This window comes from Cellulomonas sp. URHB0016 (assembly GCF_054057935.1).
This window is the reverse complement of the sequence record NZ_JBSRZU010000001.1, coordinates 2045692-2069972: the sequence shown is the minus strand read 5'-3', so window position 1 is coordinate 2069972 and position 24281 is coordinate 2045692. Positions and strand designations below refer to the sequence as shown.

The 24281-nt window shown below is 74.2% G+C and carries 20 protein-coding genes; 14 read left to right on the top strand and 6 right to left on the bottom strand.

Annotated elements, in window-relative coordinates; all coding sequences use genetic code 11:
- Positions 1–65: 65 nt before the first annotated feature.
- Positions 66–2009 carry an MDR family MFS transporter gene (locus ACVW07_RS09530; protein WP_456819011.1) on the bottom strand — a complete coding sequence of 648 codons (1944 nt, stop codon included), beginning with the start codon at positions 2007–2009 and terminating at the stop codon, positions 66–68.
- Between the two features lie 324 nt (positions 2010–2333).
- Between ACVW07_RS09530 and ACVW07_RS09525 the strand changes: the two genes are divergently transcribed.
- The 9 genes from ACVW07_RS09525 to ACVW07_RS09485 all read left to right on the top strand — a co-directional run bounded on the left by ACVW07_RS09525 (position 2334) and on the right by ACVW07_RS09485 (position 12196).
- Positions 2334–3011 carry a hypothetical protein gene (locus ACVW07_RS09525; RefSeq protein WP_456819010.1) on the top strand — a complete coding sequence of 226 codons (678 nt, stop codon included), beginning with the start codon at positions 2334–2336 and terminating at the stop codon, positions 3009–3011.
- 80 nt (positions 3012–3091) lie between these two features.
- On the top strand, positions 3092–3295 hold the full coding sequence (locus ACVW07_RS09520; RefSeq protein WP_456819009.1) for a hypothetical protein: 204 nt from the start codon (positions 3092–3094) through the stop codon (positions 3293–3295).
- The gene (locus tag ACVW07_RS09515) at positions 3292–3993 is read left to right on the top strand and encodes a copper resistance CopC family protein (protein WP_456819008.1); all 702 of its coding nucleotides are present in this window, start codon (positions 3292–3294) and stop codon (positions 3991–3993) included. The genes ACVW07_RS09520 and ACVW07_RS09515 overlap by 4 nt, the downstream gene beginning before the upstream one ends.
- A 4-nt stretch (positions 3994–3997) precedes the next feature.
- Positions 3998–6151, top strand: a complete 2154-nt coding sequence (locus ACVW07_RS09510; protein ID WP_456819007.1) for a cytochrome c oxidase assembly protein — start codon at positions 3998–4000, stop codon at positions 6149–6151.
- Between the two features lie 557 nt (positions 6152–6708).
- Positions 6709–7638, top strand: coding sequence for a type IV toxin-antitoxin system AbiEi family antitoxin domain-containing protein (locus ACVW07_RS09505; RefSeq protein ID WP_456819006.1), 930 nt, complete (start codon positions 6709–6711; stop codon positions 7636–7638).
- A gap of 295 nt (positions 7639–7933) precedes the next feature.
- Positions 7934–10027 carry an alpha/beta fold hydrolase gene (locus ACVW07_RS09500; protein ID WP_456819005.1) on the top strand — a complete coding sequence of 698 codons (2094 nt, stop codon included), beginning with the start codon at positions 7934–7936 and terminating at the stop codon, positions 10025–10027.
- 92 nt (positions 10028–10119) lie between these two features.
- On the top strand, positions 10120–10788 hold the full coding sequence (locus ACVW07_RS09495; protein ID WP_456819004.1) for a DUF6458 family protein: 669 nt from the start codon (positions 10120–10122) through the stop codon (positions 10786–10788).
- Between the two features lie 104 nt (positions 10789–10892).
- On the top strand, positions 10893–11930 hold the full coding sequence (locus ACVW07_RS09490; RefSeq protein WP_456819003.1) for a hypothetical protein: 1038 nt from the start codon (positions 10893–10895) through the stop codon (positions 11928–11930).
- Between the two features lie 50 nt (positions 11931–11980).
- Positions 11981–12196 carry a hypothetical protein gene (locus ACVW07_RS09485; protein ID WP_456819002.1) on the top strand — a complete coding sequence of 72 codons (216 nt, stop codon included), beginning with the start codon at positions 11981–11983 and terminating at the stop codon, positions 12194–12196.
- 236 nt (positions 12197–12432) lie between these two features.
- On the opposite strand, the gene ACVW07_RS09480 is transcribed toward ACVW07_RS09485, so the two are convergent.
- Positions 12433–13839: a lytic polysaccharide monooxygenase gene (locus tag ACVW07_RS09480; protein WP_456819001.1), complete on the bottom strand. Its 1407-nt coding sequence runs from the start codon at positions 13837–13839 to the stop codon at positions 12433–12435.
- 269 nt (positions 13840–14108) lie between these two features.
- On the opposite strand from ACVW07_RS09480, the gene ACVW07_RS09475 reads away from it, so the two are divergent.
- Both ACVW07_RS09475 and ACVW07_RS09470 read left to right on the top strand, forming a co-directional pair.
- On the top strand, positions 14109–15539 hold the full coding sequence (locus tag ACVW07_RS09475; protein ID WP_456819000.1) for a diguanylate cyclase domain-containing protein: 1431 nt from the start codon (positions 14109–14111) through the stop codon (positions 15537–15539).
- 99 nt (positions 15540–15638) lie between these two features.
- Positions 15639–16313 carry a DUF2510 domain-containing protein gene (locus ACVW07_RS09470; RefSeq protein ID WP_456818999.1) on the top strand — a complete coding sequence of 225 codons (675 nt, stop codon included), beginning with the start codon at positions 15639–15641 and terminating at the stop codon, positions 16311–16313.
- Between the two features lie 40 nt (positions 16314–16353).
- Here the strand turns inward: ACVW07_RS09470 and ACVW07_RS09465 are convergent, their stop codons facing one another.
- Positions 16354–18357, bottom strand: a complete 2004-nt coding sequence (locus tag ACVW07_RS09465) for an NHL domain-containing thioredoxin family protein (protein WP_456818998.1) — start codon at positions 18355–18357, stop codon at positions 16354–16356.
- Positions 18358–18469: 112 nt separating this feature from the next.
- Between ACVW07_RS09465 and ACVW07_RS09460 the strand changes: the two genes are divergently transcribed.
- From ACVW07_RS09460 to ACVW07_RS09450, 3 genes are all read left to right on the top strand, one after another.
- Positions 18470–18901 carry a DUF6584 family protein gene (locus ACVW07_RS09460; RefSeq protein WP_456818997.1) on the top strand — a complete coding sequence of 144 codons (432 nt, stop codon included), beginning with the start codon at positions 18470–18472 and terminating at the stop codon, positions 18899–18901.
- An 82-nt stretch (positions 18902–18983) separates the two neighbouring features.
- Entirely contained in the window at positions 18984–19808 is an 825-nt protein-coding gene (locus ACVW07_RS09455; RefSeq protein ID WP_456818996.1) for a patatin-like phospholipase family protein, read from the top strand.
- Positions 19805–20875: a 1-acyl-sn-glycerol-3-phosphate acyltransferase gene (locus ACVW07_RS09450; RefSeq protein WP_456818995.1), complete on the top strand. Its 1071-nt coding sequence runs from the start codon at positions 19805–19807 to the stop codon at positions 20873–20875. The genes ACVW07_RS09455 and ACVW07_RS09450 overlap by 4 nt, the downstream gene beginning before the upstream one ends.
- 139 nt (positions 20876–21014) lie before the next feature.
- Here the strand turns inward: ACVW07_RS09450 and ACVW07_RS09445 are convergent, their stop codons facing one another.
- From ACVW07_RS09445 to ACVW07_RS09435, 3 genes are all read right to left on the bottom strand, one after another.
- A complete protein-coding gene (locus ACVW07_RS09445; RefSeq protein ID WP_456818994.1) occupies positions 21015–22109 on the bottom strand; it encodes a lytic polysaccharide monooxygenase in 1095 nt (364 codons plus the stop codon).
- 202 nt (positions 22110–22311) lie between these two features.
- On the bottom strand, positions 22312–23646 hold the full coding sequence (locus tag ACVW07_RS09440) for a methyltransferase (protein ID WP_456818993.1): 1335 nt from the start codon (positions 23644–23646) through the stop codon (positions 22312–22314).
- The gene (locus ACVW07_RS09435) at positions 23643–24248 is read right to left on the bottom strand and encodes a TetR/AcrR family transcriptional regulator (RefSeq protein ID WP_456818992.1); all 606 of its coding nucleotides are present in this window, start codon (positions 24246–24248) and stop codon (positions 23643–23645) included. Before ACVW07_RS09435 ends, ACVW07_RS09440 begins: the two co-directional genes overlap by 4 nt.
- Positions 24249–24281: the final 33 nt, after the last annotated feature.

Sequence of the window (24281 nt, the reverse complement as noted above, 5' to 3'; positions counted from 1 at the left end):
GGCGCGCAGCCGGGCGCGCAGGCGTGCGGGTGGGCAGGTGAGCGGTCGTGCGGGAGGGCCGGGCGTCAGTCCGTCGCGTCGCGCGACCCGGTGCGGGCCACCGCGTCCTGGTCGGCGTTCAGCGCGGCCACGCCGCCGACGGCCGTGGCCGCCGCCGGCACGGCGGGACCGGCGGCCGTCGCCGCGGCCGCCGAGACAGCAGGGCCGGCAGGGTCGGCCGATCCGGCAGGGTCGGCTGGTGGGGCAGGGGAGACACGGTCGGCAGGTCCGGCAGCGTCGCCACGGTCGGCAGGTCCGGCAGGTCCGGCAGCGGACGCCGCGGCGTCCTCGGCGTCCGCCGCAGCACGGCCCTGGATGCCCGAGACGTTGCGGAGCGGCAGCTCGGGCAGCAGGAGCGTCAGGGCGATCCCCACGACCATGACGCACGAGGCGATGAGGAGCACCAGGTCGACCGAGTCGGAGAAGCCGTCGAAGAACGGCCTCGCGAGCCGCGGGTCGAGGTTGTTGATGAACGACGAGTCGTCGAGCGACGGCAGCGCGCCACCCGGGCCGCCCTGGAGCATCTGCAGCACCGGCGCGTTCGCCGGGTCGGCCTGGACGGCCGGGTCCGCGACGGCGGCCTGGAAGGCGGGCGTCCCGGCAAGGCGCTCGAACGCCCGCTGGATGTTGTCGCCGACCGTGGAGAACAGGATCGAGAGGAACACGGCCGTGCCGAGCGTGCCGCCCATCTGCCGAAAGAACAGGGACGACGACGTCGCGACACCCATGTCCCGGACGGGCACGGCGTTCTGCACGGCGAGCACCAGCGGCTGCATCGTGAAGCCGAGCCCGAGGCCGAACAGCACCGAGATGCCGAAGATGGCCGCGAACGTGGAGTCGGTGCGGAGCTGCGCGAACAGCAGCGCACCGACGGCCATGAACGTGGTGCCGATCACCGGGAACGCCTTGTACCGGCCGGTGCGGGACGTCGTCTGGCCCGCGATGATCGACCCGGACATGATCCCGACGGTGAACGGGATGAGCGTCAGCCCGGCCTGCGTCGGCGACTGGCCCTTGACGATCTGCAGGTAGAGCGGCAGCGTCGCGAGGCCGCCGAACATGCCGAGACCGATGATCGTGTTGGCTCCCGCGCCCACGGCGAACGTGCGGTTGCGGAACAGGTGCAGCGGCAGGATCGCGTCGCCCTTGGCGTACCGCTCGGCGAGCAGGAACAGCACGATCCCGAGGACGCCGACGACGTAGCAGCCGACGGACCGGGTCGACGTCCAGCCCCACAGCCGGCCCTGCTCGGCGACGAGCAGGAGCGGCACGAGCGCCACGACGAGCGCGACCGCGCCCGGCCAGTCGATGCGGTGCTCGACCTTGCGCAGCGGCGGCAGGTGCAGCACCCGGGCGATGACGATGATCGCGAGGATGCCGATCGGCACGTTGATGAGGAACACCCACCGCCAGCCGTCGATCCCGAGGATCGTCTCGGCCCCCGCGAAGAACCCGCCGATCACCGGGCCCAGCACGGACGACGTGCCGAACACGGCGAGGAAGTACGCCTGGTAGCGGGCGCGCTCCCGCGGGGCGACGAGGTCCCCGAGGATCGTGATGGCCAGCGCCATGAGGCCACCGGCGCCCAGCCCCTGGATGCCGCGGTAGATCGCGAGCTGGTACATGGAGTCGGCGGTGCCGGACAGCAGCGAGCCGACGACGAACAGCGAGATCGCCAGCATGTAGAACGGCTTGCGGCCGTAGACGTCCGACAGCTTGCCGTACAGCGGCGTGGAGATCGTGGCCGTGAGCAGGTACGCGGTGGTGACCCAGGCCTGCAGCGACAGCCCATGGAGGTCGTCGCCGATGGTCCGGATGGACGTCGCGACGACGGTCTGGTCGAGCGCCGCGAGGAACATCCCGATCATCAGGCCACCGAGGATCGTGAGGATCTCGCGGTGCGTCGGCGGCGTGAAGGTGGCCGCCGGATCGTCGGGGCGGGTGACCGTGGGGCTGCTCTGCTGCGACATGGGCCTTCTCGTTCGGGGTGCAACGGGCGCGGTGCGGGGATGCGGCCTGGGATGCGGCGCGCGATGCGGCACCGTGTGAGCCTTGCGGCGAACCCGCAGGTCACCGATGCCGCCGAGGGCGACGTCCGGTGTCGACGCTACGGGACGGTTCCCGCTGACGCAGCATCATTCCTGAGTGGACCGCCCGGTGTCTGCCCTATGCAGAGGTCGGTGGGGTGTTCCCCGTCACGGGCACCGCACGGTCGTCGGGCGGTCGTGCGGTCGGCCGGTGCCGAATCGCTTCACCCGCCAGGGCCGCAGGCAGCCGACGACTACCGTGTCGGGGTGCCCTCGCCGACCACCGGAGCGTTGCGCCTCGCGCGCGCGACGATGGTCGCCCTCGTCGTCGTGGCGCTCGCCTCGCTCGCTCACGTCCTGGGCGGCGGGGAGCTGCCGCCGGTCGCCGTGCTGGTGGCGCTGACCGCCCTCGTGCTCTCCTGCACGGCCGTGCTCGCCGGGCGCCGGCTGCGCCCCGACGTGGCGCTCGTGGTCCTCGGTGCCGGTCAGCTCGTCCTGCACCGGGCGTTCGACGCGTTCGCGACCACGACGTGCAGCCCTCCGGCGGTCGCCCCCGGGGGGCACGCGCACCACGCCGACCACGCCGCGAGCCTCGCGCAGGCCGCCGTGACGTGCACCGCGACGGTCGCGCACGGGCCGGCAGCCGGCCCCGACCCCGGCGGCGCGGTGCTCGGCGGCACCGTTCTGGGCGCGTCAGTCATGCTCGTGACACACGTGGTCGCGACGGTGGTCGCCGCGCTCGTCGTCGCCGGCGCCGACCGTGCGCTCGCGTGGCTCGTCGTCTGGCTGCGCTCCGTGGCCCTGACCACCGCGACGACGCCGTCCGTCCCCGCCCTCGCGGCGCTCCCGGTCGCGGTTGCGGCGGTCACGCTCGCTCCGCAGGCCTGGCGCGGCGCCGTGCCCCGCCGGGGTCCGCCCGCCTGGCACACGCCCGCCGCCCCCTGACGCGCGCCCTTTTCAGGTCGTCGTGCCCGGGCGGCGTCGGCGCGCCCGACGACGCCCCGCCGACCTCTCGAAGGACGACCATGTCTCCGTCACACCATGCCCGTACGACCAGGCCCGTCCCGGGGCCGGCCACCACCGCCAGGACCGGGTCGCCGACCGGCGCCACCACGGCCGAGCCCTCCGACGACCTCGGTCGCGGGCTCGGTGCCTCGGGGCTCGCGCTCGGCCTCGTCGCGCTCGTCGTCGCGCTCGTCTCCGCCGGCCGCCGGGGTGGTGCCGCGTGACCCGGCCGCTCCGGGTGGCCGCCGTCCTCCTGCTGTGGGGGGCGGCGCTGCTCGCCGGCGCGACCGGCGCGCAGGCCCACGACGCGCTGGTGGGGACCAACCCGGCCGACGGCTCCTCGGTCGAGGTGCCGCCGCACCACGTGACGCTGACCTTCTCGTCGCCCGCGGTGGCCCTGGGCACCGAGGTGGTCGTCACCGGCCCGGACGGCACGGTCGCGAGCACGGGCCCCGCCGAGCTCGTGGACGACGACGTGAACCAGTACCTGCTCGAACGGCTACCGAAGGGCGTCTACACCGTGCAGTGGCGCGTCACGTCGGAGGACGGGCACCCGGTGACGGGCACCTTCTCGTTCACGGCGGAGAACGCGATCGGGCTGCCGCCGGACGCGACGGCCGTCCCGGAAGCCGGCGACCCTCCTGCCGGCACGCAGGCGACCGACGCCGCCGATGCCGCCGCGACCGCCGCTGCGACCGCGACACCGACCGGCGGGCTTACGCCGGCCGCCGTCGCCGCCCCGTCGCCCGACGACCAGGCCGTCTCGCCGGGTGTGCTGGTCGGCGTCGGTGCGGTACTGCTCGTCGCCGGCGGGATCGTCGCGTGGCTCCTGCTGCGGCGACCTGCAGTGGACGCCCTCGACGCCGCGGACGCCGGGGCGGGGTCCGCGGGACGAGCGCCCGGTCCGGACGACCTACCCTGATCCGATGAGCACGGGCGGTCGGACGGCGACGGAGACCCCCGCCGTCGTCCGCGCACCGGGGCCGTGGCGGGTCGCCGCCCTCGCCGTGGGCGCGGCCGTCGCCGCGGTGCTCGGCGTCGCGTTCTCGGGTGCCGTCCTGCCCACGCTCGTCACCGATCCCGGGGCGCTCGTCCGGTGGGGTCTGCCCGTCACGGCGAGCCTGGCCGAGCTCGCCGGCGCGGTGACCCTCGGGGCGCTCGTCCTCGCGGTCGGTGTGCTGCCGCGCATCGACGCGGTGTCCCGGGCGGCGCGACGACCGGCTCGGGCGCGACCGGACGGCGTGGGTACCGCAGTCGGCGCCGCGTACCCACGCAGCACGGTCGTCGCCGCGGCAGCCGCCGGCACGTGGACCGTGCTGTCGATCGCGCACCTGGTGCTCACCTACGCGAGCGTCGCCGGGCGCACCCTGGACACCCCGTCGTTCGGGCAGGAGCTCGGGGTCTTCGTCACGCAGATCGACCTCGGGCGGACGCTGCTGCTCGTCACGACGGTCGCGGCCGTCGTCACCGCGCTGTCCCTCGTCGTCGCGACGCCGACCGGTGCGGCGTGGACCGGTGTCGTCGTCCTGGCAGCCCTCTGGCAGCAGGCCCAGCTCGGGCACGCCGCCGGGGCGAGCGGGCACGACATCGCGACGTCGTCGATGGTCGTGCACCTCGTCGGCGCGGCCGTGTGGATCGGCGGACTGGCGGCGCTCGCGGTGCTGGTGCGCAGGATCGGGACCGACCTGTCGGCGTCCGTCGCGCGGTACTCGGTGGTCGCCGGCTGGTGCTTCGTGGCCATCGCCGTGTCCGGCCTGGTCAACGGCCTGCTCCGGGTCGACACGTGGGCGGACCTGACCACGGCGTACGGCGTGCTGCTGCTCGTCAAGGTCGCGCTGTTCGGGGTGCTGGGCCTGCTCGGCCTGGCGCACCGCCGGTCGGTCGTGCCGCGGCTCGCGGGCGGAGCCGACCCGTCGACGGGCGGCGGGCCGCTGTTCTGGCGGCTCGTGCTCGTGGAGCTGGCCGTCATGGGCGCGGTGTCCGGCGTCGCCGTCGCCCTGGGGGAGACCGCGCCGCCGGTGGCGGAGACGATCCCGCCTGACCCGTCGCCCGCCTACCAGCTCACGGGTCACCCGCTGCCTCCCGAGCCGACGATGCTGCGCTGGCTCACCGAGTGGCGATGGGACCTCGTCCTGGCCTTCGCGGCCGGTGCCGGTCTGGTCGTCTACTGGCGGTGGGTGCTGCGGCTGCGCCGCCGTGGCGACACGTGGCCGTGGGCGCGGGCCGCGTCGTGGACCGTCGGCATGGCGCTGTTCGCCTGGGCGACGAACGGCGGCCCGAACCTCTACGGCCACGTCCTGTTCAGTGCGCACATGCTGCAGCACATGGTGCTCGCGATGGTGGTGCCGATCTTCGTCGCCCTGTCCGCCCCGGTGACGCTGGCCCTGCGCGCGCTCCCGGTACGCGCCACGCGGCTGCGCGACGACGATTCCCGCGGCCCGCGCGAGTGGATCCTCGTGCTCGTGCACAGCCGGGTCGGCACGTTCCTGGCGCACCCCGTCGTCGCGGCCGCGAACTTCGTCGTGTCGATGGTGCTCTTCTACTACACCGGTCTGTTCGAGTGGTCGCTGCGCAGCCCCGTCGGGCACCTCGCGATGGTCGTGCACTTCACCGCCGTCGGGTACCTGTTCGTCAACGCGCTCGTCGGCATCGACCCCGGGCCCCGACGCCTGGCCTATCCGCAGCGGCTGCTGCTGCTGTTCGCGACGATGGCGTTCCACGCGTTCTTCGGCGTCTCGCTCGTCACCGGCGACGTGCTTCTCGTGGCCGACTGGTTCGGCCTGATGGGCCGCCCGTGGGGGCCGTCGGCGATCGGCGACCAGCAGGCCGGTGGCGCCGTCACCTGGGGGATCGGCGAGATCCCCACGCTCGCCCTCGCGATCGGCGTCGCCGTCGCGTGGTCCAGGGACGACGAGCGGACCGCCCGCCGCCGCGACCGCAAGGTGGACCGCGAGGGCGACCTGGAGCTCGACGAGTACAACGTCATGCTCGCCGGCCTCGCCGCCCAGGACACCGGCCCCACGGCCACGCCACCCCAGGACACGCCGACCGCCCCTCGCCGGACGCCCGACCACCACTGACGCCCGAGCCGTCGCTGACGGTGGGGCCACCGCTGACCGCCGGGCCGCCGCTGACGGTGGGGCCGCCGCTGACCGCCGGGCCGCCGCTGACGGTGGGGCCGCCGCTGACGGTGGGGCCGCCGCTGACGGCCGGGCCGTTCGTGGGCCCCGGCCCGGTGAGACCAACATCCGCGTCTATGGACCGTCGGCGATCGACCGCCACGTTGGTCTCGACTCACGTCGGCGAGCGGTCGCACGTTGGTCTCGACTCACGTCGGCGAGCGGTCGCACGTTGGTCTCGACTCACGTCGGCGAGCGGTCGCACGTTGGTCTCGACTCACGTCGGCGAGCGGTCGCACGTTGGTCTCGACTCACGTCGGCGAGCGGTCGCACGTTGGTCTCGACTCACGTCGGCGAGCGGTCGCACGTTGGTCTCGACTCACGTCGGCGAGCGGTCGAGGGCGGGAGCGGTGAACAGGGCGGCGGTGAGGCGTCCACAGAGGCGGTCCGCGGCTGCGGTGTCCACCGGTCAGCGCCCGGGGGTCATTGCAGGAGCCGTCCGTGCGGTCGGGTGGCGTGTGCCCGCTCGACGACGACCCCCGCTGTCGCTGCTGGTCCTGGCCCGCCGCCAGGGCGGTCTCGTCTCGGCGACCCAGTGCGACGCGGAAGGGGTCGGCATCGGTGTCCGCCGACGACTCGTCAGCACCGGAGCATGGGATTGCCCGACCCGCGGCGTCTACGACCCGGAGCCCCGTGCACGACGGCCGCTCGACGACCTCCGCCAGCGGAGCGCCTGGCTCGGGCTGCTCGCCTACGGCCCGGACGCGATCGCTGTCGGACAGTGCGCACTGGCCCTGCACGGTGTGGCCGGGCTACCGAGCCGGATCACTCCGGAGGTGGCGCTGCCCGCCGGACGCTGGGGGCGTCCGAGGGACGGCATGCGTGTGCGGTGCTTCGACCTGGGGACGGTGCACCGCGTGGGTGCGGGCCGGGTCACCTCGATGCTGTCGGCGCTGGTGCAGGCGGTGCCGGAGCTCCCGCGGCACAACGCGGTGGCGGTTCTCGACGACGTGAGCCGTCGCGGCCGGCTCGGCCCGGGCGGGCTCGACGAGCTACGACGGGCAGTCGACGGGCGGCGCCGCGCGGTGCGCGTCCGGCCATGGTGGCAGCTCGTCGACGCCCGCGCGGAGTCTCCGCTCGAGACGTTCGCGCGGCTGCAGTGCCACGATGCCGGCATTCCGCCTGACGACCTCCAGGTGGAGATCCGGTCGGACGACGGCGCCTTCGTCGGCCGGGGCGACCTGGGCTGGCGGCTGCGAGGGGGTCGGTGGCTGCTCGCCGAGATGGACGGCCGCGACGTGCACGAGGCTCCGGCCGCGCTCCTGCACGACCGTCGCCGTCAGAACGCCCTGCTCGCGACGGGCCGCGTCGACGTCCTGCGATTCACTTCCGTCGACGTCACCGCGAGGACGGTCGCGCCCACCATCCGCTCCTTCCTCACGCACTGACATGCGTCAGCGTCGGCGAGACCACCATCGCGGTGGACCAGGGGTCCCGGGTCGACCGCATTGTTGGGCTCGCCGCAGACCCGGCCCGTCTCGGGCGGCCGGCCCCGCCGGCGCCACCCACGAGACCACCATCGCGGTGGATCAGGGGCCCCGGGTCGACCGCATTGTTGGGCTCGCCGCAGACCCGGCCCGTCCCGGGCGGGCGGTCCCGCCGGCGTCACCCACGAGACCACCATCGCGGGACGGGCCATCCGTCACCTGACGGCGACGGCGACCACCGTGATGGGATGGAGCGGTGAGCGACGACGCGACGAGCACGCCCTTCCACGACCTCGACGAGTACGTGGCGATCCCGCGTCTGTCCGGGCTCGTGCTGTCCCCCGACGGTGCACGTCTGGTCACTGCGGTGGCCACTCTCGACAGTGCGAGGACCAGGTACGTCACGGCGCTGTGGGAGGTGGACCCGGCCGGTGAGAGGCCCGCGAGGCGTCTGACCCGTAGCGCGAAGGGCGAGGCCAGCGCGGCGTTCACCCCTGCCGGCGACCTGCTGTTCACCAGTGTCCGGCCCGACCCGGACGTCACGGAGCCCGACGACGAGCCGCGCCCGGCCCTGTGGCTGCTCCCCGCCGACGGCGCCGAGGCCCGGGTGGTGGCCGCCCGGACGGCGGGTGTCGGCGGTGTCCGGGTGGCACGGGACGCGCCGGTGCTGCTGGTCGCCTCCGACGTGCTGCCGTCGGCCACGGACGCCGAGTCCGACGAGAGGCTCCGCAAGGAGCGCAAGGACAAGAAGGTGGGGGCCGTCCTGCACGACTCGTACCCGGTGCGGTACTGGGACCACGACCTGGGCCCGGACAGCCCGCACCTGTTCACGGCAGCGCTCGACGCGGACGTCGTCACGCCGCTCGCCGGGACCACGGACCCTCGCCTCACGCTGCACGACGCGACTCCCGACGCCCGCAAGGCCCTGGTCGAGCAACGGGCCGCGATCAGCCCCGACGGGCGCACGCTCGTCACCGGCTGGACGCTCCCGCTCGCTCGCGGCGACCAGCGTGCCCGCCTGGTCGCCGTCGACGTCGCGTCGGGGGACCGGCGCACGCTCGTGGACGACGAGGCGGCCGACGTGGGAGGCCCGGTCGTCAGCCCGGACGGTCGGTGGGTGGCCTACACCCGGGAGACGACCTCGACGCCGCACGAGGCACCCCGCGTGGAGCTGTACGTGGTGCCCCTCGCCGGCGGTGAGCGGAGGCGGCTCGGGGAGGGCTGGGACCGCTGGCCGCACGACCCGGTGTGGCTGCCGGACTCGGCGTCGCTGCTCGTGGTCGCGGACGACGAGGGCCGGGCGCCGGTGTTCCTGGTCGATGTGGGCGACGGGTCGGTCACGCGCGTGACCAGCGACGACGCGACGTTCACCGACGTCCAGGTGGCCCCTGACGGCCGGACGGCCTACGCGCTGCGGACGTCGTACCTCGCGCCGTCGCAGCCGGTGCGGATCGACCTTGCCCGGGCGGCAGAGGTGGGCGCGCCGGTGCCCGCGACGCCGTTGGTGTCGCCGGCCGCGGACCTGGAGCTCCCCGGGGCGCTGACGGAGGTCGAGACGATGGTGCAGGACGGTCGTCGGGTGCGTGCCTGGCTCGCCCTCCCGCACGGCGCCGGCCCGCAGGAGAGGGCACCGCTCCTGCTCTGGATCCACGGCGGCCCGCTGGGCTCGTGGAACGCGTGGTCGTGGCGGTGGAACCCGTGGAACCTCGTCGCGCAGGGGTACGCGGTGCTGCTGCCCGACCCGGCCCTGTCGACCGGCTACGGCCAGGAGTTCATCCAGGTCGGCTGGGGCGCGTGGGGTGCGGCGCCGTACACGGACCTCATGGCGATCGCGGACGTCGCGCAGGCGCGGGACGACGTGGACGAGACCCGCACCGCGGCGATGGGCGGCTCGTTCGGCGGGTACATGGCGAACTGGGTGGCGGGCCACACCGACCGGTTCAGGGCCGTCGTCACGCACGCGAGCCTGTGGGCGCTCGACCAGTTCGGCCCGACGACGGACGGCGCGTACTACTGGACCCGCGAGATGACCGAGCAGATGGCGCTCGAGAACTCGCCGCACCGGTTCGTCGAGCGCATCGTCACGCCGATGCTGGTGGTGCACGGCGACAAGGACTACCGCGTGCCGATCGGCGAGGGTCTGCGGCTCTGGTACGAGCTCCTGGCGAGGTCCGGGCTGCCCGCCGACGAGGAGGGCCGCACGCCGCACCGGTTCCTGTACTTCCCCGACGAGAACCACTGGGTGCTGAGCCCGCAGAACGCGGTCGTCTGGTACCGGACGGTCGAGGCGTTCCTCGCCGAGCACGTGCTCGGCGACCCCTCCACGGGTTACCCCGAGGTGCTCGGCTGAGCCGTTCAAGATGCGGGTGGGCACTACTCCGGTAAGACTGCGCTGTCAAGAGTCGGACGGTCCCCCCGTTCGGCCCCACGGAAGGAGCCAGCATGGGTATCGGAGGCGGCATCGCCCTCATCGTGATCGGCGCGATCCTGGCGTTCGGTGTGCGGGACAGCGTCGACGCGATCGACCTGACGACGATCGGCTACATCTGCATGGGCGCCGGTGCCCTCGCGCTGATCCTGTCGATCATCATCAACGCCCAGCGCAGCAACACGTCCCACCGCGAGGTCATCGACCAGCGGGTCGCTCCGGCCGCGGTGCCGGCCACCCCGCAGACGCCGCAGACGCCGCAGACCCCGCAGGCGCCTGTGGCGGCTGCGCCGGTCCAGCAGGTCCCGGTCCAGCAGAACCCCGCCGCAGGCCCCGCCCGCGGTCTGACGGGCTCGCTGCCCGCGAGCGCCCCGATGGTTCCCCCGACCACCGGGGCGCTCGTGCGTCCGGGGCCGGCTCGCCGGCCCACCAGCGCGCCGCCGCGGCTGTACCCGACGTCTCCCTCCAGCGCATCGAGCAGCTGGGTCACGGCCCGGACGTGGTCGGCGCGGCGCACCCCCGCCGCGTCGTCGCCCGGGTGCAGGCCCGGCAGGGTCACGGCACGCGGTCGAGGCCCGCGGCCGCCGGCGGCCACACCACGTCCTCCCAGGCCCACGCACCGAGCCGGAACCCCGGGACCAGCACCACCTGCGTCATGCCCCCACTCTCCCGCGGACCACTGACATCTCACCGACACGTCCCGGACAGGCCCGCGCGTGTCGGTGTCGCACGGCAGACTTGCCCGCGACCGGGAGTATCCGGTCAGGAAGAAGCAGGGGGCGAACGGATGGACAAGAACAAGGCGCGCGAGATCAAGGCCCAGGCCTTGGACTACTCGCGCGAGCTCGTCGAGCGGTCGGTGCGACCGTCGGAGCTGCGTGGGGCGGACAGCGCCCACCAGCACGGTCCCGTGCTCGCCCTCGGTCTGGCACCGCAGCCGGACGGCTCGTACGCGCTGGCGGTGCGCTACCGCCTCGGGCTGCCGAGCGTGCGCAGCATCGCCCGCAAGGTCGCCGAGCAGGTGGGTCCGACGGTGGACGTGCGCCGCACGGGTCGCATCCGCACGCTCGCCGAGGCCGGTGTGATCGACGGCGACGGAGCCGGCCGGGTCCGCCCGCGGCCGCCGGTCATCACCGCACGGTCGCTCGGCGAGACGGGTCGCGTGCGGCCCCTGCGGCCCGGGGTGTCGATCGCGCACGGCGCCGTCAGCGCCGGCACGCTCGGCGCGTTCGTCCTCGTCGACGGGGCGGTGCACGCCCTGTCGAACTACCACGTGCTGTCCGGCACGCCCAGGGCGGCGATCGGCGACGCCGTGGTCCAGCCCGGCCCGGCCGACGGGGGGCGGGCGCCGCGCGACCGGGTGGGCGTCCTCGCACGGCGCGTCGACCTGAAGCCCGACTCGACCGCGACGGTGGACGCCGCGATCGCGCTGCTCGACGACCAGGAGGTCGACCCGACCTACCCGGTGGGCCGGATCAGCACCACGGCGGTCGCGGTCGGCGGCGAGATCGTCGAGAAGATCGGTCGGACCACGGCGGTGACGCGGGGCCGCGTGTCGGCGATCGAGGTCGACGACGTCGTGGTCGGGTACGGCCGCCTGCTCGGCGAGCTGAGCTTCGACGACCAGATCGAGGTGGAAGGTCTGGGCGCGGATCCGTTCTCCCGCGGTGGCGACTCGGGGTCTCTCGTCTACCGTGAGGACGGTGTTGCCCTCGGGCTGCTCTTTGCCGGTTCGGAGACCGGGGGCGACAATGGGGCAGGGTTGACCTACCTCAACCCGATCGATGCCGTGCTCGACGCCTTCGGCGCCACCTTGGTCCCCTGAGTCCCGCGGGCCCGTGGCGCGGGCCTCGGGACGGCGGGAGGCGGTGCACCATGGCGGATCTCGCGCAGGCGCGCGCGGCGAAAGAGCAGTTGCGCGCGGCCCTGGACGGGAGGTCCGACGTACGAGGCATCGGGATCACTGCGTCCAACGACGGCTACCGCCTCCAGGTGAACCTGGAGAGCGGATCGGTCGACGGCGTCCCGCACCACGTCGACGGCGTCGACGTCCGTGTCCGCGTGGTGGGTGCCATCCACGCGAGCGCCTAGCGCCGTCCGCGCGACGGCCTCGAGCCGTCGGTCGTCCTCGGACGCCGACCGTCCACTGGTCGGTCGTCCAGGTGTCCGTCCACCGGTCGTCGTGCGCGTCGGCCGTCCGCCGTCGTCCGTCGTCCGTCATCCGTGCGTCGAGCCGGGGTGTAGACGACCCCGGGGCCCGGTCGCCGCCGCGACCGAGCCCCGAGTGTGCGTGATCCGGGCCGTCAGCCCGTCAGCCCGTCAGCCCGTCAGACGAGCGTGCACGCCGTGCCGTTGAGCGTGACCCCCGTCGGTGCTGCCGGGGTGCCGGTGCCCTGGAAGCCGAAGGCCACCGAGCCGTGGTGCGCGATCGTGGAGTTCCAGGCGGCGTTCTTCGCGGACGCCGTGGTGCCCGACTGGGTGGTGACGCTGTTCCAGCCCTGCGTGACCTTCTCGCCGTTCGTGAACGTCCACTTCAGCTCCCAGCCGCTGATCGCGCTCATGGAGTCGTTCGACACGCTGACCTGGCCGACGAAGCCGCCCGACCAGGCGTTCGACACGTCGAACTTCACCTGGCAGCCACCGGAGGTCGCCGCGCCCGAGCTGAAGGTCAGCGTCGGGGAGGCCGCCGAGACGTTCCCGATGGGGTCGCTCGCGGTGACGTAGACCGAGTACTGCGTGCTCGGTGTCAGCCCCGACAGCATGGCCGCGTTGGTCGTCGTGGTGGCGAGGACCGCGTTGGTGGTGGCGTCGCGGACCTGGTACTTGGCGATCCCGTAGAGGTCGGTGGAGGCCTCCCACGTCAGGCTGGCGGTGGAGCCGCCCGCGGAGGCGAGCACCGGCTTGCCGGGTGTCGTGGGGGGCGTGACGTCGGGCGTCGGGCCGGTCCGCGTGGGGGTCGGCGTCGGCTCGCTCGTCGTGGTGGGCGTCGGCGTCGGCGTGGGGGTGGCCGTGGCGGTCGGCGTCGGCGTCGGCGTCACCGACCCGCCCGTGAACGTGACGTCGGCGCAGTTGTAGAACGCCTCCGGGCTGTCGGTCCGCTCCCAGATCGAGTAGATGATGTGCCGGCCGGACTTGTTCGGCAGCTTCGCGCTCCAGTAGTACTCGGGGCCCGCCGGTCCGCCCTGCCGGATGGGCGGGTTGAGGACCTTGTCGAAGTAGGCGGGCTCGAGGTCGTCCCAGCCGAGCGACTTGGTCTGGTCCCAGCCGTCCTTGGTGATGTACTGCGTGAACGACCCGGGGTGCGGCACGACGGCCGCGTACTGGAACGTGATCGTCGACCCGGACTGCAGCGTGGTGGTCGGCCAGCCCGAGGCGTTCGTGTTGAACGAGTCGAACTTGGTGTCGGGCCCGCAGAGCTTGCCGTCGGGGATGTCGTGGTGCTGACCGGCCGCGAAGCTCCGCAGGTCGCCGAACCAGTTGTAGAACGGGTAGTTGCTGACCGCGAGCGCGTCCTTGCAGCGCTGGTTGGTCGGCAGGACGTTGCCGGCCTGCCCGGCGGCCGCACCGCCCGCCAGACCGTCCTGGTAGCAGGCGTACGTGCGGGTCTGCGGGAACGTGAGGCCTCCGTGGGCCTCGGCGCCGGTGGCGGGCAGCGCGACGACGAGTGCCGCCGCCAGCCCGGCGATCGCTGCGCCGACGATCCCTCGTCGGCGAAGGGCGTGCGTGGTGGACATGGGGCTCTCCCTGGTCGGAAGGCGGCGGTGTCGCCGCGCAGAGGACTGCTGAGCACCATGCGCGAGGTTCGGCGGGGTCCTGGCGCGACGGTGCGCAGTGCCCGGGACGGGCCAAGGTTGGCGATGGGCCGAACGGGGGACAAGGGTCCGAACCGTTTCGGCTCCGCGGTGCTGCTGCGACGCTCGCCGAGGGCCCGCGAGGGCCGATCTCATCGACCTCTCACGTCGCGGGGTCGTCGGCTGTCAGCCCGAGGGTCGATGATGGGCCCGTGACACGCCGGGCCGCCGAGGGGACACGCAAGGACCAGGGGTCCGGTGCGTCGCTCGGTGGCGTCCGGGGGCTCGCCCTCGCGGCCCATCGCCTGGACCGCTGCCGCACGCTGGAGGACGTCGCCCAGGTCACCGCGGCGACGGCGGTCGAGGTGCTCGCGGCCCGTGGCGCGGCGTTCTGCCGCATCGAGCAGGACACGTGCCGCGTGCAGGTCGTGGTGCCCGCCCCGCCGGAGGCGCGGATCCGCTGGCTGAACCGCACGTCCTACCGGGCCGACGACCGCCCGGCGCTGCGCTCCCTGATCCGAGACCGGGTCGGCTGGGTGGCGCACGCCGTCACTGTCGACGGCACGCCCACGGTCCCCGGCGACCCCGAGGCGGGCGACGAGGTCGAGGTGCGGATGCTCCACGAGATCGGTGCGTCGTCCGGGATGGCCGTGCCGCTGGTGGTCAACGGCGCCGTGTGGGGTCAGATCTTCGCGAGCCGCGACCTCGGGACGCCGCCGTTCCAGGTCGAGGACGTCGCCCGGGCAGAGGTCCTCGCGGCGCTCGTGGCGGGTGCCGTCGCGCGTGTGGACCTCGAGGCGCAGGTGCAGCACCTCGTCGCCGACGACCCGCTGACCGGTCTGGTGAACCGGCGCGTCGCGGACACGTCCGCCGAGGCCGCGCTCGAGTCGGGGTCGGAGACGTGCATCGTGATGTGCGACGTCGACGGCCTCAAGCGCGTCAACGACCAGCTCGGGCACGAGACCGGCGACGACCTGCTGCGCTCCGTCGCCGACGTGCTGCGCCGGGCCGCCGAGGCGCTGCCCGGCGCGACCGCCGCCCGGATCGGCGGCGACGAGTTCTGCCTCGTCACGGTCGGCCGGCGTCGCTCCGAGGTCGCCGAGGTCATGGCGGCCACGATCGCCGAGTTCCCCCTGCCGCACGGCGCTGCCATCTCCTACGGCCTGGCGTCGACGGCCGTGACGGGCGCGGTCTCGGCGCGTCACCTGTTCCGGCAGGCGGACATGGCGCAGTACCGGGCGAAGCGGGCGCGGGCCCGAGCGCGCCGCGCGGCCGCCCCGGCGACGGCGGACCCTGCCGTCACGGCCGAGCGCGTCGTCGTCGCGGGCTCCGCGGCGATCGTCGCGGCCCAGTCGGGCATCGTGCCGCGGCTCTGCGCGCTCGCGGCGGCCGCGACCGAGACGCTCGGCGGGTCGGCGTGGGCCGTGCTGATGCGTCGGGCCGGTGCGCCGGACGACGAGGCACCCGCCGCGGTCGCCCGGGGCGGCGGACCGGCGGAGGTCGGTGCGGAGTCCTTCACCACCGTCGTGGGGTACGGGCACTGGGTCGTGGAGGTCGGGATCTCCGGCACCGCGGCGACCGGCGAGGTGGTCGACACGTCGCTCGACGCGCTCGTCGCGGTGGCGGTCCTCGGCGCGGGCTGACCACGCCCGTCACCTCCCGCCCGCGGGCGGTGTGCGGCGTCCGGGTGAAGCGCGCCCCGAGTGCGTCCCGTCCTGACGCCGAAATGCGAGCATCCTGCCATGACGCACGTTCCGACCCCGGCCGGCTGGTACCCCGACGGCGCCACCGTCGGCGTGCTGCGGTGGTTCGACGGCGCCGGCTGGACCGAGCACACCACGCCGGACCGTGCCGCGGTCGCCGTCCCGGCCGGTGCCCGGCCGGCAGAGGCGTGGCAGACCGGTGGCGGCGCCGCCGCTCCTGGTGCGTACTCGACGGCAGCGGTGCGCGCGGCGAGCGGCGCGTGGGACGCGTCCGGTGAGCCCGTTGTCCGCCGGTCCGGCGGCTTCGGTCAGGTGCCCGTCCGTGTCGGTGATTCGCTCAACCTCGCGGACCGTGTCACGCAGAACCCCGAGTACCAGCGCCACCGCCTCGACGAGGCGAACGGCACCCGCGGGCGTGCGGTCCTGGAGCTCGGGGCCGCCATCCTGGTCCTTCTCGTGGTGGGGGCGGTCTGCCTGGCGCTGGGAGGGCCGGGCACGCTCTGGTACCTCGGCGCCCTGGCCGCCGTCGTGCTCGTGGGCCGGGCGGCCCGCGACTACCGGAACGCCCTCTTCCGCGGCGCGGCGGACCTGACGGTCCCGGCGAAGGTCGCGGCGATGATCCTGCTGGTGGTCGCGCTGGCCGTGTTCGTCTCCGGGCCCGTGCGGACCGTGACCCAGGTGTCGCACGCGGTCGGCGGGACGACCGACCGGTAGCCACGCCGCGGCCGCGTGCCACCCGTCCGGCGGACGCGCCTCAGCCGTGCAGCGTCAGCGTCAGCTCGGCCGGGCCTCCCGGGACGACGCGCACGGGCACGCCCCAGTCCTGGGCGTTCAGGTGGCACGCCGGGTACTCGACCGCGGGATCGTCGTCGCAGCTCGCGGCGTGGGCGGTGACGTGCAGCACGCCCTCGGTGACGTCCGGGTCGAGGCGCAGGGTGCGGTGCAGGGCGATGCCGTCGCCGGCGCCGTCGAGCAGGAGCTCGGGCGGGGTCGACGAGACCTGCAGCCGGGTCGACGGGCCGAACCGCGCGTCCAGCTTCTGCCCGGCGGCCGGGGTGAACACGACGTCGAGCGCGACCGTCCCGGCGGCGAGCTCGGTGACCGGCCGCTGCGTGCGGTGCGCGCCGCCGTCCACCACGCGCCCCGCGCCGACCCCGTCCGCGAGCGGGACGCGCGTGAGGCGGTGGGCCGCGGACTCGACGACGAGCAGCACGAGCCCGTCGTCACCGGCGAGGACCACGAGCCCGCTCGGCTCGGCCAGGTCCGTGGCGAGGGTGGTCAGCTCGCCTGGTCCGCCGTCGGCGGCGCCGACGTAGCGGCGCACGGCCCCGTTGTACGTGTCGGCGACCGCGACCGACCCGTCGGGCAGCACGGCGACGCCCAGCGGGTGCTGCATGCGTGCATCGTCGGCAGGGCCGTCGCGGTGGCCGAAGTCGAACAGCCCTTCGCCGACCGCGGTGTGCACCGCCCGGGCGGCCGGGTCCAGCCACCGGAGCGCGGACGTCTCGGAGTCCGCGACCCACACGCGCTGGTCGGCGTCGACGGCCAGCCCTGACGGCTGGGCGAACCACGCCTCCGCGACCGGGCCGTCGAGCAGCCCCTCGTTCTGCGTCCCGGCGAGCGGGGCGACGGACCGCCCGTCGAAGGCCCACAACGTGTGGTTCCCGGCCATCGCGACCACGAACGCCCCGATCGCCGGCGACCAGACCACGTCCCACGGCGACGAGAGCTTCTGTCGACGCGGGTCGGCCGGCGGTGCGACGTCGGCGGCACCCGGCGGGGTCGGGACGGCGACCGGCGACCCGAGGCCGCCGACGTCGTCACCCGGCAGGCCGACGACCGGCTCGCTCGCGAGGACCTCGTCGGGCTCGTCGTCCCAGCCGAGCACGTTGTCCACGGCGCCGACCATGTACTGGTCGCCCGTCCCCGCGACCGTCGTCACCGTCCCGTCGGCGAGCCGCACGCCACGCAGGGCGTGGTTCACGGTGTCGGCGACGAGCACGTCGTAGCCCAGCACCCCGCGCAGCTCGTCAGGCACGAGGCACAGGCCGTTCGGCTCGGCGAAGGACGCGTCGGCCGGGCCGCCGTCGTCGAACCCGCGCTCGCCCGAACCGATCCGCCGCACGAGGGTGGACCCGTCCGCCTCCAGCTCGACGAGGCTGTGGTGGCCGGCGTCCGCGACGAGCAGGTGCCCGCCGGGGAGCGGGACCGCCTTCGCGGGGAAGCGGAGCGTGCCCGACGACGGCGCGGGCGGCACGTACGGCCCGTCGCCGCGGTGCAGCGTGCCCTTCGCCTCGTGCTCGGCGACCAGGTCCCGGACCAGCACCTCGACGTTGTGCCGGTGCCCCTCCCCGGCCATCTGCGCGACGACGTAGCCCTCGGGGTCGATCACCACGAGCGTCGGCCACGCCCGGGCCGTGTACGCCGACCACGTGACGAGCTGCGGGTCGTCGAGCACCGGGTGGTGCACCTCGTACCGCTCGACGGCGGCGGCCAGCGCCACCGGGTCCGCCTCGTGCGCGAACTTGGGGGAGTGCACCCCGACGACCACCAGCACGTCGCGGTGCTGCTCCTCGAGGTCGCGCAGCTCGTCGAGGACGTGCAGGCAGTTGATGCAGCAGAAGGTCCAGAAGTCGAGGAGCACGATCTTGCCGCGCAGCTCGGCGAGCGCGACGTCGCGCCCTCCGGTGTTGAGCCAGCCGCGACCGACGAGCTCGGAGGCGCGGGTACGAGGAAGGCGACCGGGTGCAACGCTCACCACCACAGTGTCGGGTACGCAGGCGACCGGCGAGGAGCGCTGCCTGGAGAGCCGTTGCGGCGACCGAGCGTGATCCGCCGTGAGGCCGACCACGTCGGTCCATACTCGTGCCGTGAAGGGCCTGGAGCGCGCCGAGGGCGACCTGGCGCGCGGAGACGTGCGGCAGGCGCGGGACCGCCTCAGGGGCCTGCTCAACACGTACCCGCACGACCTCGACGTCCGGCGGCTCCTCGCCGAGGCGCACCGGCGGGACGGGCAGCTTCCCGAGGCGGGCCGCTGGGGATATCTCGTGGGTCCGGACGCGAGCGACCAGGAACGCGACGCCTTCGAGCGTCACTCCGCGTTCGGGTGGAGCGGCCGTATCTCGGAGGCCCGGCTGAGAGCGTTGCTCCGGTGCGACGATCTCGTGGTGATCGCGGACGGGTCGGGTCGCGACCTCCTGCGCAGCCTCCCGGACAAGCGGCATCCGCAGCGCCAGGACGGCCTCGTCGGCGCCGCACTCCGGCGGATCGCTGCCCGGAGGGCACGCGCCACGTATCGGTGAGGCGGTGGGCGTGCGGCAGCACGCTTCGGCGCGGCGGCGCGGGGATGTGCCGCGCAGGGGGCGGTGTGTCACGATCCGTGAGGTGACGGTCGGATACGTTCTCGGCGGTGGCGGGGTGCGCGGCGCCGTGCAGGTCGGGATGCTGCAGGCGCTGTTCGAGGCGGGTGTGCGCCCGGACACGGTGGTGGGCACGTCGATCGGGGCGATCAACGGGGCGGCGCTCGCCAAGGACCCGACGCCCGCGGTCGTCGACCGGCTCGTCGAGGCGTGGGCCTCGCCCGCGGCGGCGGCGATCTACGGCGACTCGTGGGCCAAGCAGCTGCACCGTCTGGCGAAGTCCCGCACGCACCTGAACTCTCCGGCGCCGCTGCGCGCGCTGCTCGTCGACATGCTCGGGGAGGGGACCACGTTCGACGAGCTCGCCGTCCCCCTGGCCGTCGCGGCGGCCGGCATCGAGAGCGCCGCCGAGCGCTGGTTCGACAGCGGTCCCGTCATCGAGGCGGTGCTGGCGTCGTCGTCCGTGCCCGGGATCCTGCCGCCCACCCTGATCGACGGCGAGCACTACGTGGACGGGGGGATCGTGAACTCCATCCCGCTGGGTGAGGCGGTGACCCGCGGTGCGACGACGGTGTACGTGCTGCAGGTCGGCCGCATCGAGGAGTCGCTGAGCGCGCCGGGCAAGCCGTCCGAGGTGGCCCGGATCAGCTTCGAGATCGCGCGCCGGCACCGGTTCACGCGGGAGATCGGGCTGGTGCCCGCGGGGGTCACGGTGCACGTGCTGCCCAGCGGCGGCCCAGGCAAAGGTGACGAGAAGCTGGGCTCCTACCGTCGGATGGATGCCACGCGGGCGCGGATCGAACGGGCCTATGCCGCGTCGACGGCCTACCTCGGGAGCGTGCGCACGTGAGCTGGCGGCTGCCGCCCCGGTGGGTGCGGCGCGTGGTCCTGGCACCGGCGATCGTGCTGCTGGCCCTGGTCCTGCTGCCCACGAGCCTCCTGCTCGTGCTGTTCCTGCTCGGGGCGGTCACGTGGCTCCTGCCCGGACGGCTGCGCGGCCCGCGGATCGCGTGGATCGCGAGCTTCTACATCCTGTGGGACGCCGCCGTGCTGGTCGCCGCGTTCTGCCTGTGGGTGGCGTCGGGGTTCGGCGCGTTCCTGCAGCGGCCGGCATTCCGGCACGCGCACTACCGGCTCGCGAACCGGATGCTCCAGGTCCTGTTCTGGCAGGTCCGGTGGACCCTGCGCCTGGACATCGAGGTGGTCGACGCGGACCTCGGTGTGGTGCTGACCGGCACCCCGGTCGTCGTCGCGAGCCGGCACGCCGGGCCCGGCGACTCGTTCATCCTCGTGCACTCGCTGCTCAGCTGGTTCGACCGCGAACCGCGCATCGTGCTCAAGGACACGCTCCAGTGGGACCCGGCGATCGACGTGCTGCTCAACCGGCTCCCGGCGCAGTTCGTCACGCCGCGGGGGAGCCGCCGGCCCGGTGCAGCGGGCGGGGCCGATGCCGTGGGCCGGCTGGCGCGGGACCTCGGGCCGCGTGACGCGCTGCTGATCTTCCCCGAGGGCGGGAACGTCACGCCGCGACGTCGGCTCGCCCGCATCGAGTCGCTGCGCAAGGCCGGGCGGCACCGCCTCGCGGCCGACGCCGCGCAGATGCGCAACGTCATGGCGCCGCACTTCGGCGGCATCCTGTCCGCGCTCGACGAGGCACCGCAGGCCGGCGTCGTGTTCGTCGCGCACACCGGCCTCGACCGCCTGGTCACCGCCGCCGACATCTGGCGCGAGCTGCCGATGGACAAGCGCATCGTCATGAAGGGCTGGTCCGTGCCGCCCGACGAGGTGCCGCGTGAACGGGCCGCCCAGGAGGAGTGGCTGTTCGCGTCATGGCTGCGGATCGACGAGTGGATCTCCACCTACGAGCGGCCGGGCGCCGGTCCCGAGCCCGAACCCGTCGTGACGCCGCCCGTCTGACACGCCGATCTGAGACGCCGGTCTGACACGCCGGGTCGGGCACGCCTGTCCGGCACCCCCGCCTGACATTCGCCTCCGACACGCCCGGAGGGCCGCCCGCGACAGCGAGCGGCCCTCCGGTCCGAGGTGCGTCAGTGTGTCAGGCCGCGCTGCAGGTCGCCGTCAGGCCCGACGTGGACCCGGTCCCCTGGAAGCCGGCGCTGGTGGTGCCGCCCGCCGCGAGCTTGCCGTTCCAGGCCGCGTTGGTGATGGCGTTGGTGCCCGAGAGCACCCCGTTCCAGGCCTGGGTGATGGTGGCGCCGCCGACGGTCACCTTCCACGCGGTGACGGCCTTGGAGCCGGCCGTGACGGAGACGTCAGCGACGTAGCCGCCGTTCCAGCTGTTCGCCACCTTCACGGTCGCCGAGCAGGTGCCGCTGCCGGTCGGCTGCGGGGTCGGCGTCGGCGTGACGGTCGGCGTGACCGTCGGGGTAGGCGTCGGCGTCGGCGTCACGGTCGGCGTGACCGTGGGCGTGGGCGTCGGGGTCGACGTGGCCGTCGGCGTCGGGCTCGGCGTGGTGGTGCCACCGATGTTCACGTCGCTGCACAGGAAGTACGTCTGGTCCTGGTGGCTGGCCTGCCAGATCGTGTAGATGATCGCCCGGCCCGAGTGGCCCGAGGGGATCGTCACGTCGGTCTGGTAGTCACCGGTGGTGGGGTAGGAGCCGGTCGTCTTGATCAGCTCGAGGTCGTCCCAGCCGAGCGCCTCCGTGGTCGGGTCGAAGCCCGCCTTCGTCACGTAGATCTTGATCCAGTCCGACCCGTGCTTCGCGCTGTCGCTGAGCGTGAGGTGGAAGTTCGACGAGATGTTCTTCATCGTCCAGGCACCGGGCGTGTCGAGGTAGCTGTAGCGCGGGTCCGCCTTCGGGCCGCCCGAGCAGAGCTTGCCGTCGGGGATGTTCTCCTCGAACTTGCCCGCCAGACCGTTGATGTACAGGCCGTTCCAGTTCCACATGTCGTCCGGGTTCGCCTTGAACGCGCCGTAGCACATGGGGTCCTGGGTCACGATGTCGCCCTGGTACCACTTGTCGCCGTTGCCCCACCGCTCCCAGCAGCCGTAGTTGCGGGTGGGCGGGTCGGTGACGGACCCGTGCGCGGAAGCAGGCGCGGCGGCGACCGAGACGGCCACGAGGGGGGCGATCACCGCCAGTGGGATCGCGAGCGCGATCCTGCGGAAGCGTGTGCGTAGGGACATGGAGGTCTCCAGTCGGTCGAGGGTCGGCCCGTGTCGTCGCTGGCCCGGGGCGTGGTGCACGCCCCCGCGGAACCACAGTGAGTCGCACCCCGGTCGTGCCCCGCCGGACGCGTGCAGGTACACGGTGGGGTGACGTGGTGCGGGTGACTACCGCGCAAACCGTTTAGGAAGAAGGTTTCGACACCTGGACGTCAGTGCGTGATCAGCGTCTGACCAGCACGTAGATCCGCGGGTGGTGGCCCTTGGCGAACACCCGGACCGTCTCCCGCTGGGTCCACAGGGCGTCGGCCTCGCGCAGGCTGCGCTCCATCACGGCGATCTCGTGCGTGAGGACCACGAGCGTCCCCCCGTCCCGCGTGAGGTGGTGCGCGGCACGCAGCAACCCGCCGTGCACGGCGGCGGCCGTGGCGTGCGACCCGTGCAGCGTGCCCCACGGCGGGTCGGCGTAGACGACGTCGAACGGTCCGCCGGGCAGCCCGTCGAGCTGCAGGACGTCCGCCTCGACGAGGGTCGCGCGGCGGGTGAGCGACGCGGCGTCGAGGTTGGCCGCGGCGGCGGCGAGGGCGTCCGGCGCGTGGTCCACCCCGACGGCCGCCGTCGTGGGGCCGGCCAGCAGCCGTTCGACGAGCAGCGTGCCCGACCCGCACATGAGGTTGAGCACCCGGTCGTTCGCCGACACGCCGCCGAGCCGGACCATCGCGGCGGCGATCGTCGCGTTGGCGGCGCCCGGGTAGTCGGTGACCCGCCACGTCCGCGCCGACAGCGGCCGGGGCCCGATCCGCACGAGCACGTCCCAGCCGGGGTCCGCGCCGTCCCGCCCGCGAGCACCGGAGCCGCCGGGGTCGCGCCTGCCACCCGTGCCGCCGGTGCCACCCGACCGGCCCGCGCGACCCGTGCCGCCCGACGCGCCAGTGCCGCCCGACGCGCCAGTGCCGCCCGACCCGCCGGCGCCGCCCGACCCGCCGGTGCCGCGGCGGACGCGCACGACGAGCTGGCCGTCCTCCTGGTCGTGCTGCAGCCCGGTGGCGGCCCGGAGCTCGTCGGCCAGGCGCGAGAACACCGCCGAGCCGCTGCCGGCGGCCTCGAACCGGAACGACGACGAGCCGCCCGCCCGCAGCGAGTCGTACACGGCGCCCACGATCCGGGTGAGGTGGTCGCCGCTGGTCAGCGACCGGGGGCGCGGCACGTCGAAGTGCAGCGACACGAACGCGGCCACCGCGGTGCGCAGTCGCAGGACGTCGGTGAGCGGACCGGCGTGCCGCAGCACGAGGGCGTCCTCGCGGCCCGGGACGGGTGTCGGGGGCCGCGTCGGGGCGAGGACCTCGGTCACCTCGTCGGCGAGCACGTCGGCGAGACCGGGCAGGAACGTGAGCTCGACGGTCGTCGCCCGGGGGCCGGCCGGTGCCGGCGCGCCCGATCGGCCGGATGTGCGACGGGGGTCGTCTCCCCGCGGGCGGCCGCCCGTGGAGCGACGGCCGGACGGGCCCGCCGGGCGGCCGGGACGGTGGTCGGAACGCCCCTGCCGACCACCGCTCACGCGGGGACGGGGGTGGCGGCGCCGACCGCCCGCAGCACGAACTCCTCGGTCTGGGCGATGGCGCGCTCGCGGGCAGGACCGTCCTCGGCGACGCCGCGACCGGACAGGCACGCGTTGACGAGCGGGACGGTCACGTCGAGGTCCTGCTCGGGGAAGGCGCCCGTGCGGACGCCGGCGGCGAGGATCTGCCGCAGCAGCTGCTCCACCACCACGACGTGCTCGCGGACCCGGGCCTGCGTGCCCCGGGACAGCACGCTGCGCAGCTCGGGGCCGGGGGCGACGTGGTAGACGCGCTTGAGCTGCGCCTGGGCGCGGACGTAGGCGCGCAGCTGCTCGACGGGGTCGTCGATGTCGTCGAGGGCGCGCTGCAGGGTCGCCGCGTACTGCTCGGTCTCGTGCGTGATGAACCCGAGCAGCAGCGCTTCCTTGTCGGGGAAGTGGTTGTACACCGCCGTGCGGCCGACGCCTGCGGCGTGGGCGATGTCGGCCAGGGTGATGGCGTCGAACCCCTGCTCGGCCATGAGGGTGGACAGCGCCGCGAAGAGCTTCTGGCGCGTCTGCTCCCGGTGCTCGTGCAGCGACCCGCCGATGATCTTGGGCATGATGACATGGTCGCACGTTCTGTCAGAAAATCC

Bases quoted from the DNA above. Each gene is read 5' to 3' on its own strand.
- ACVW07_RS09530 (WP_456819011.1), bottom strand. From the start codon at position 2,009: ATGTCGCAGCAGAGCAGCCCCACGGTCACCCGCCCCGACGATCCGGCG.
- ACVW07_RS09520 (WP_456819009.1), top strand. From the start codon at position 3,092: ATGTCTCCGTCACACCATGCCCGTACGACCAGGCCCGTCCCGGGGCCG.
- ACVW07_RS09510 (WP_456819007.1), top strand. From the start codon at position 3,998: ATGAGCACGGGCGGTCGGACGGCGACGGAGACCCCCGCCGTCGTCCGC.
- ACVW07_RS09495 (WP_456819004.1), top strand. From the start codon at position 10,120: ATGGGTATCGGAGGCGGCATCGCCCTCATCGTGATCGGCGCGATCCTG.
- ACVW07_RS09490 (WP_456819003.1), top strand. From the start codon at position 10,893: ATGGACAAGAACAAGGCGCGCGAGATCAAGGCCCAGGCCTTGGACTAC.
- ACVW07_RS09485 (WP_456819002.1), top strand. From the start codon at position 11,981: ATGGCGGATCTCGCGCAGGCGCGCGCGGCGAAAGAGCAGTTGCGCGCG.
- ACVW07_RS09480 (WP_456819001.1), bottom strand. From the start codon at position 13,839: ATGTCCACCACGCACGCCCTTCGCCGACGAGGGATCGTCGGCGCAGCG.
- ACVW07_RS09470 (WP_456818999.1), top strand. From the start codon at position 15,639: ATGACGCACGTTCCGACCCCGGCCGGCTGGTACCCCGACGGCGCCACC.
- ACVW07_RS09445 (WP_456818994.1), bottom strand. From the start codon at position 22,109: ATGTCCCTACGCACACGCTTCCGCAGGATCGCGCTCGCGATCCCACTG.
- ACVW07_RS09435 (WP_456818992.1), bottom strand. From the start codon at position 24,248: ATGCCCAAGATCATCGGCGGGTCGCTGCACGAGCACCGGGAGCAGACG.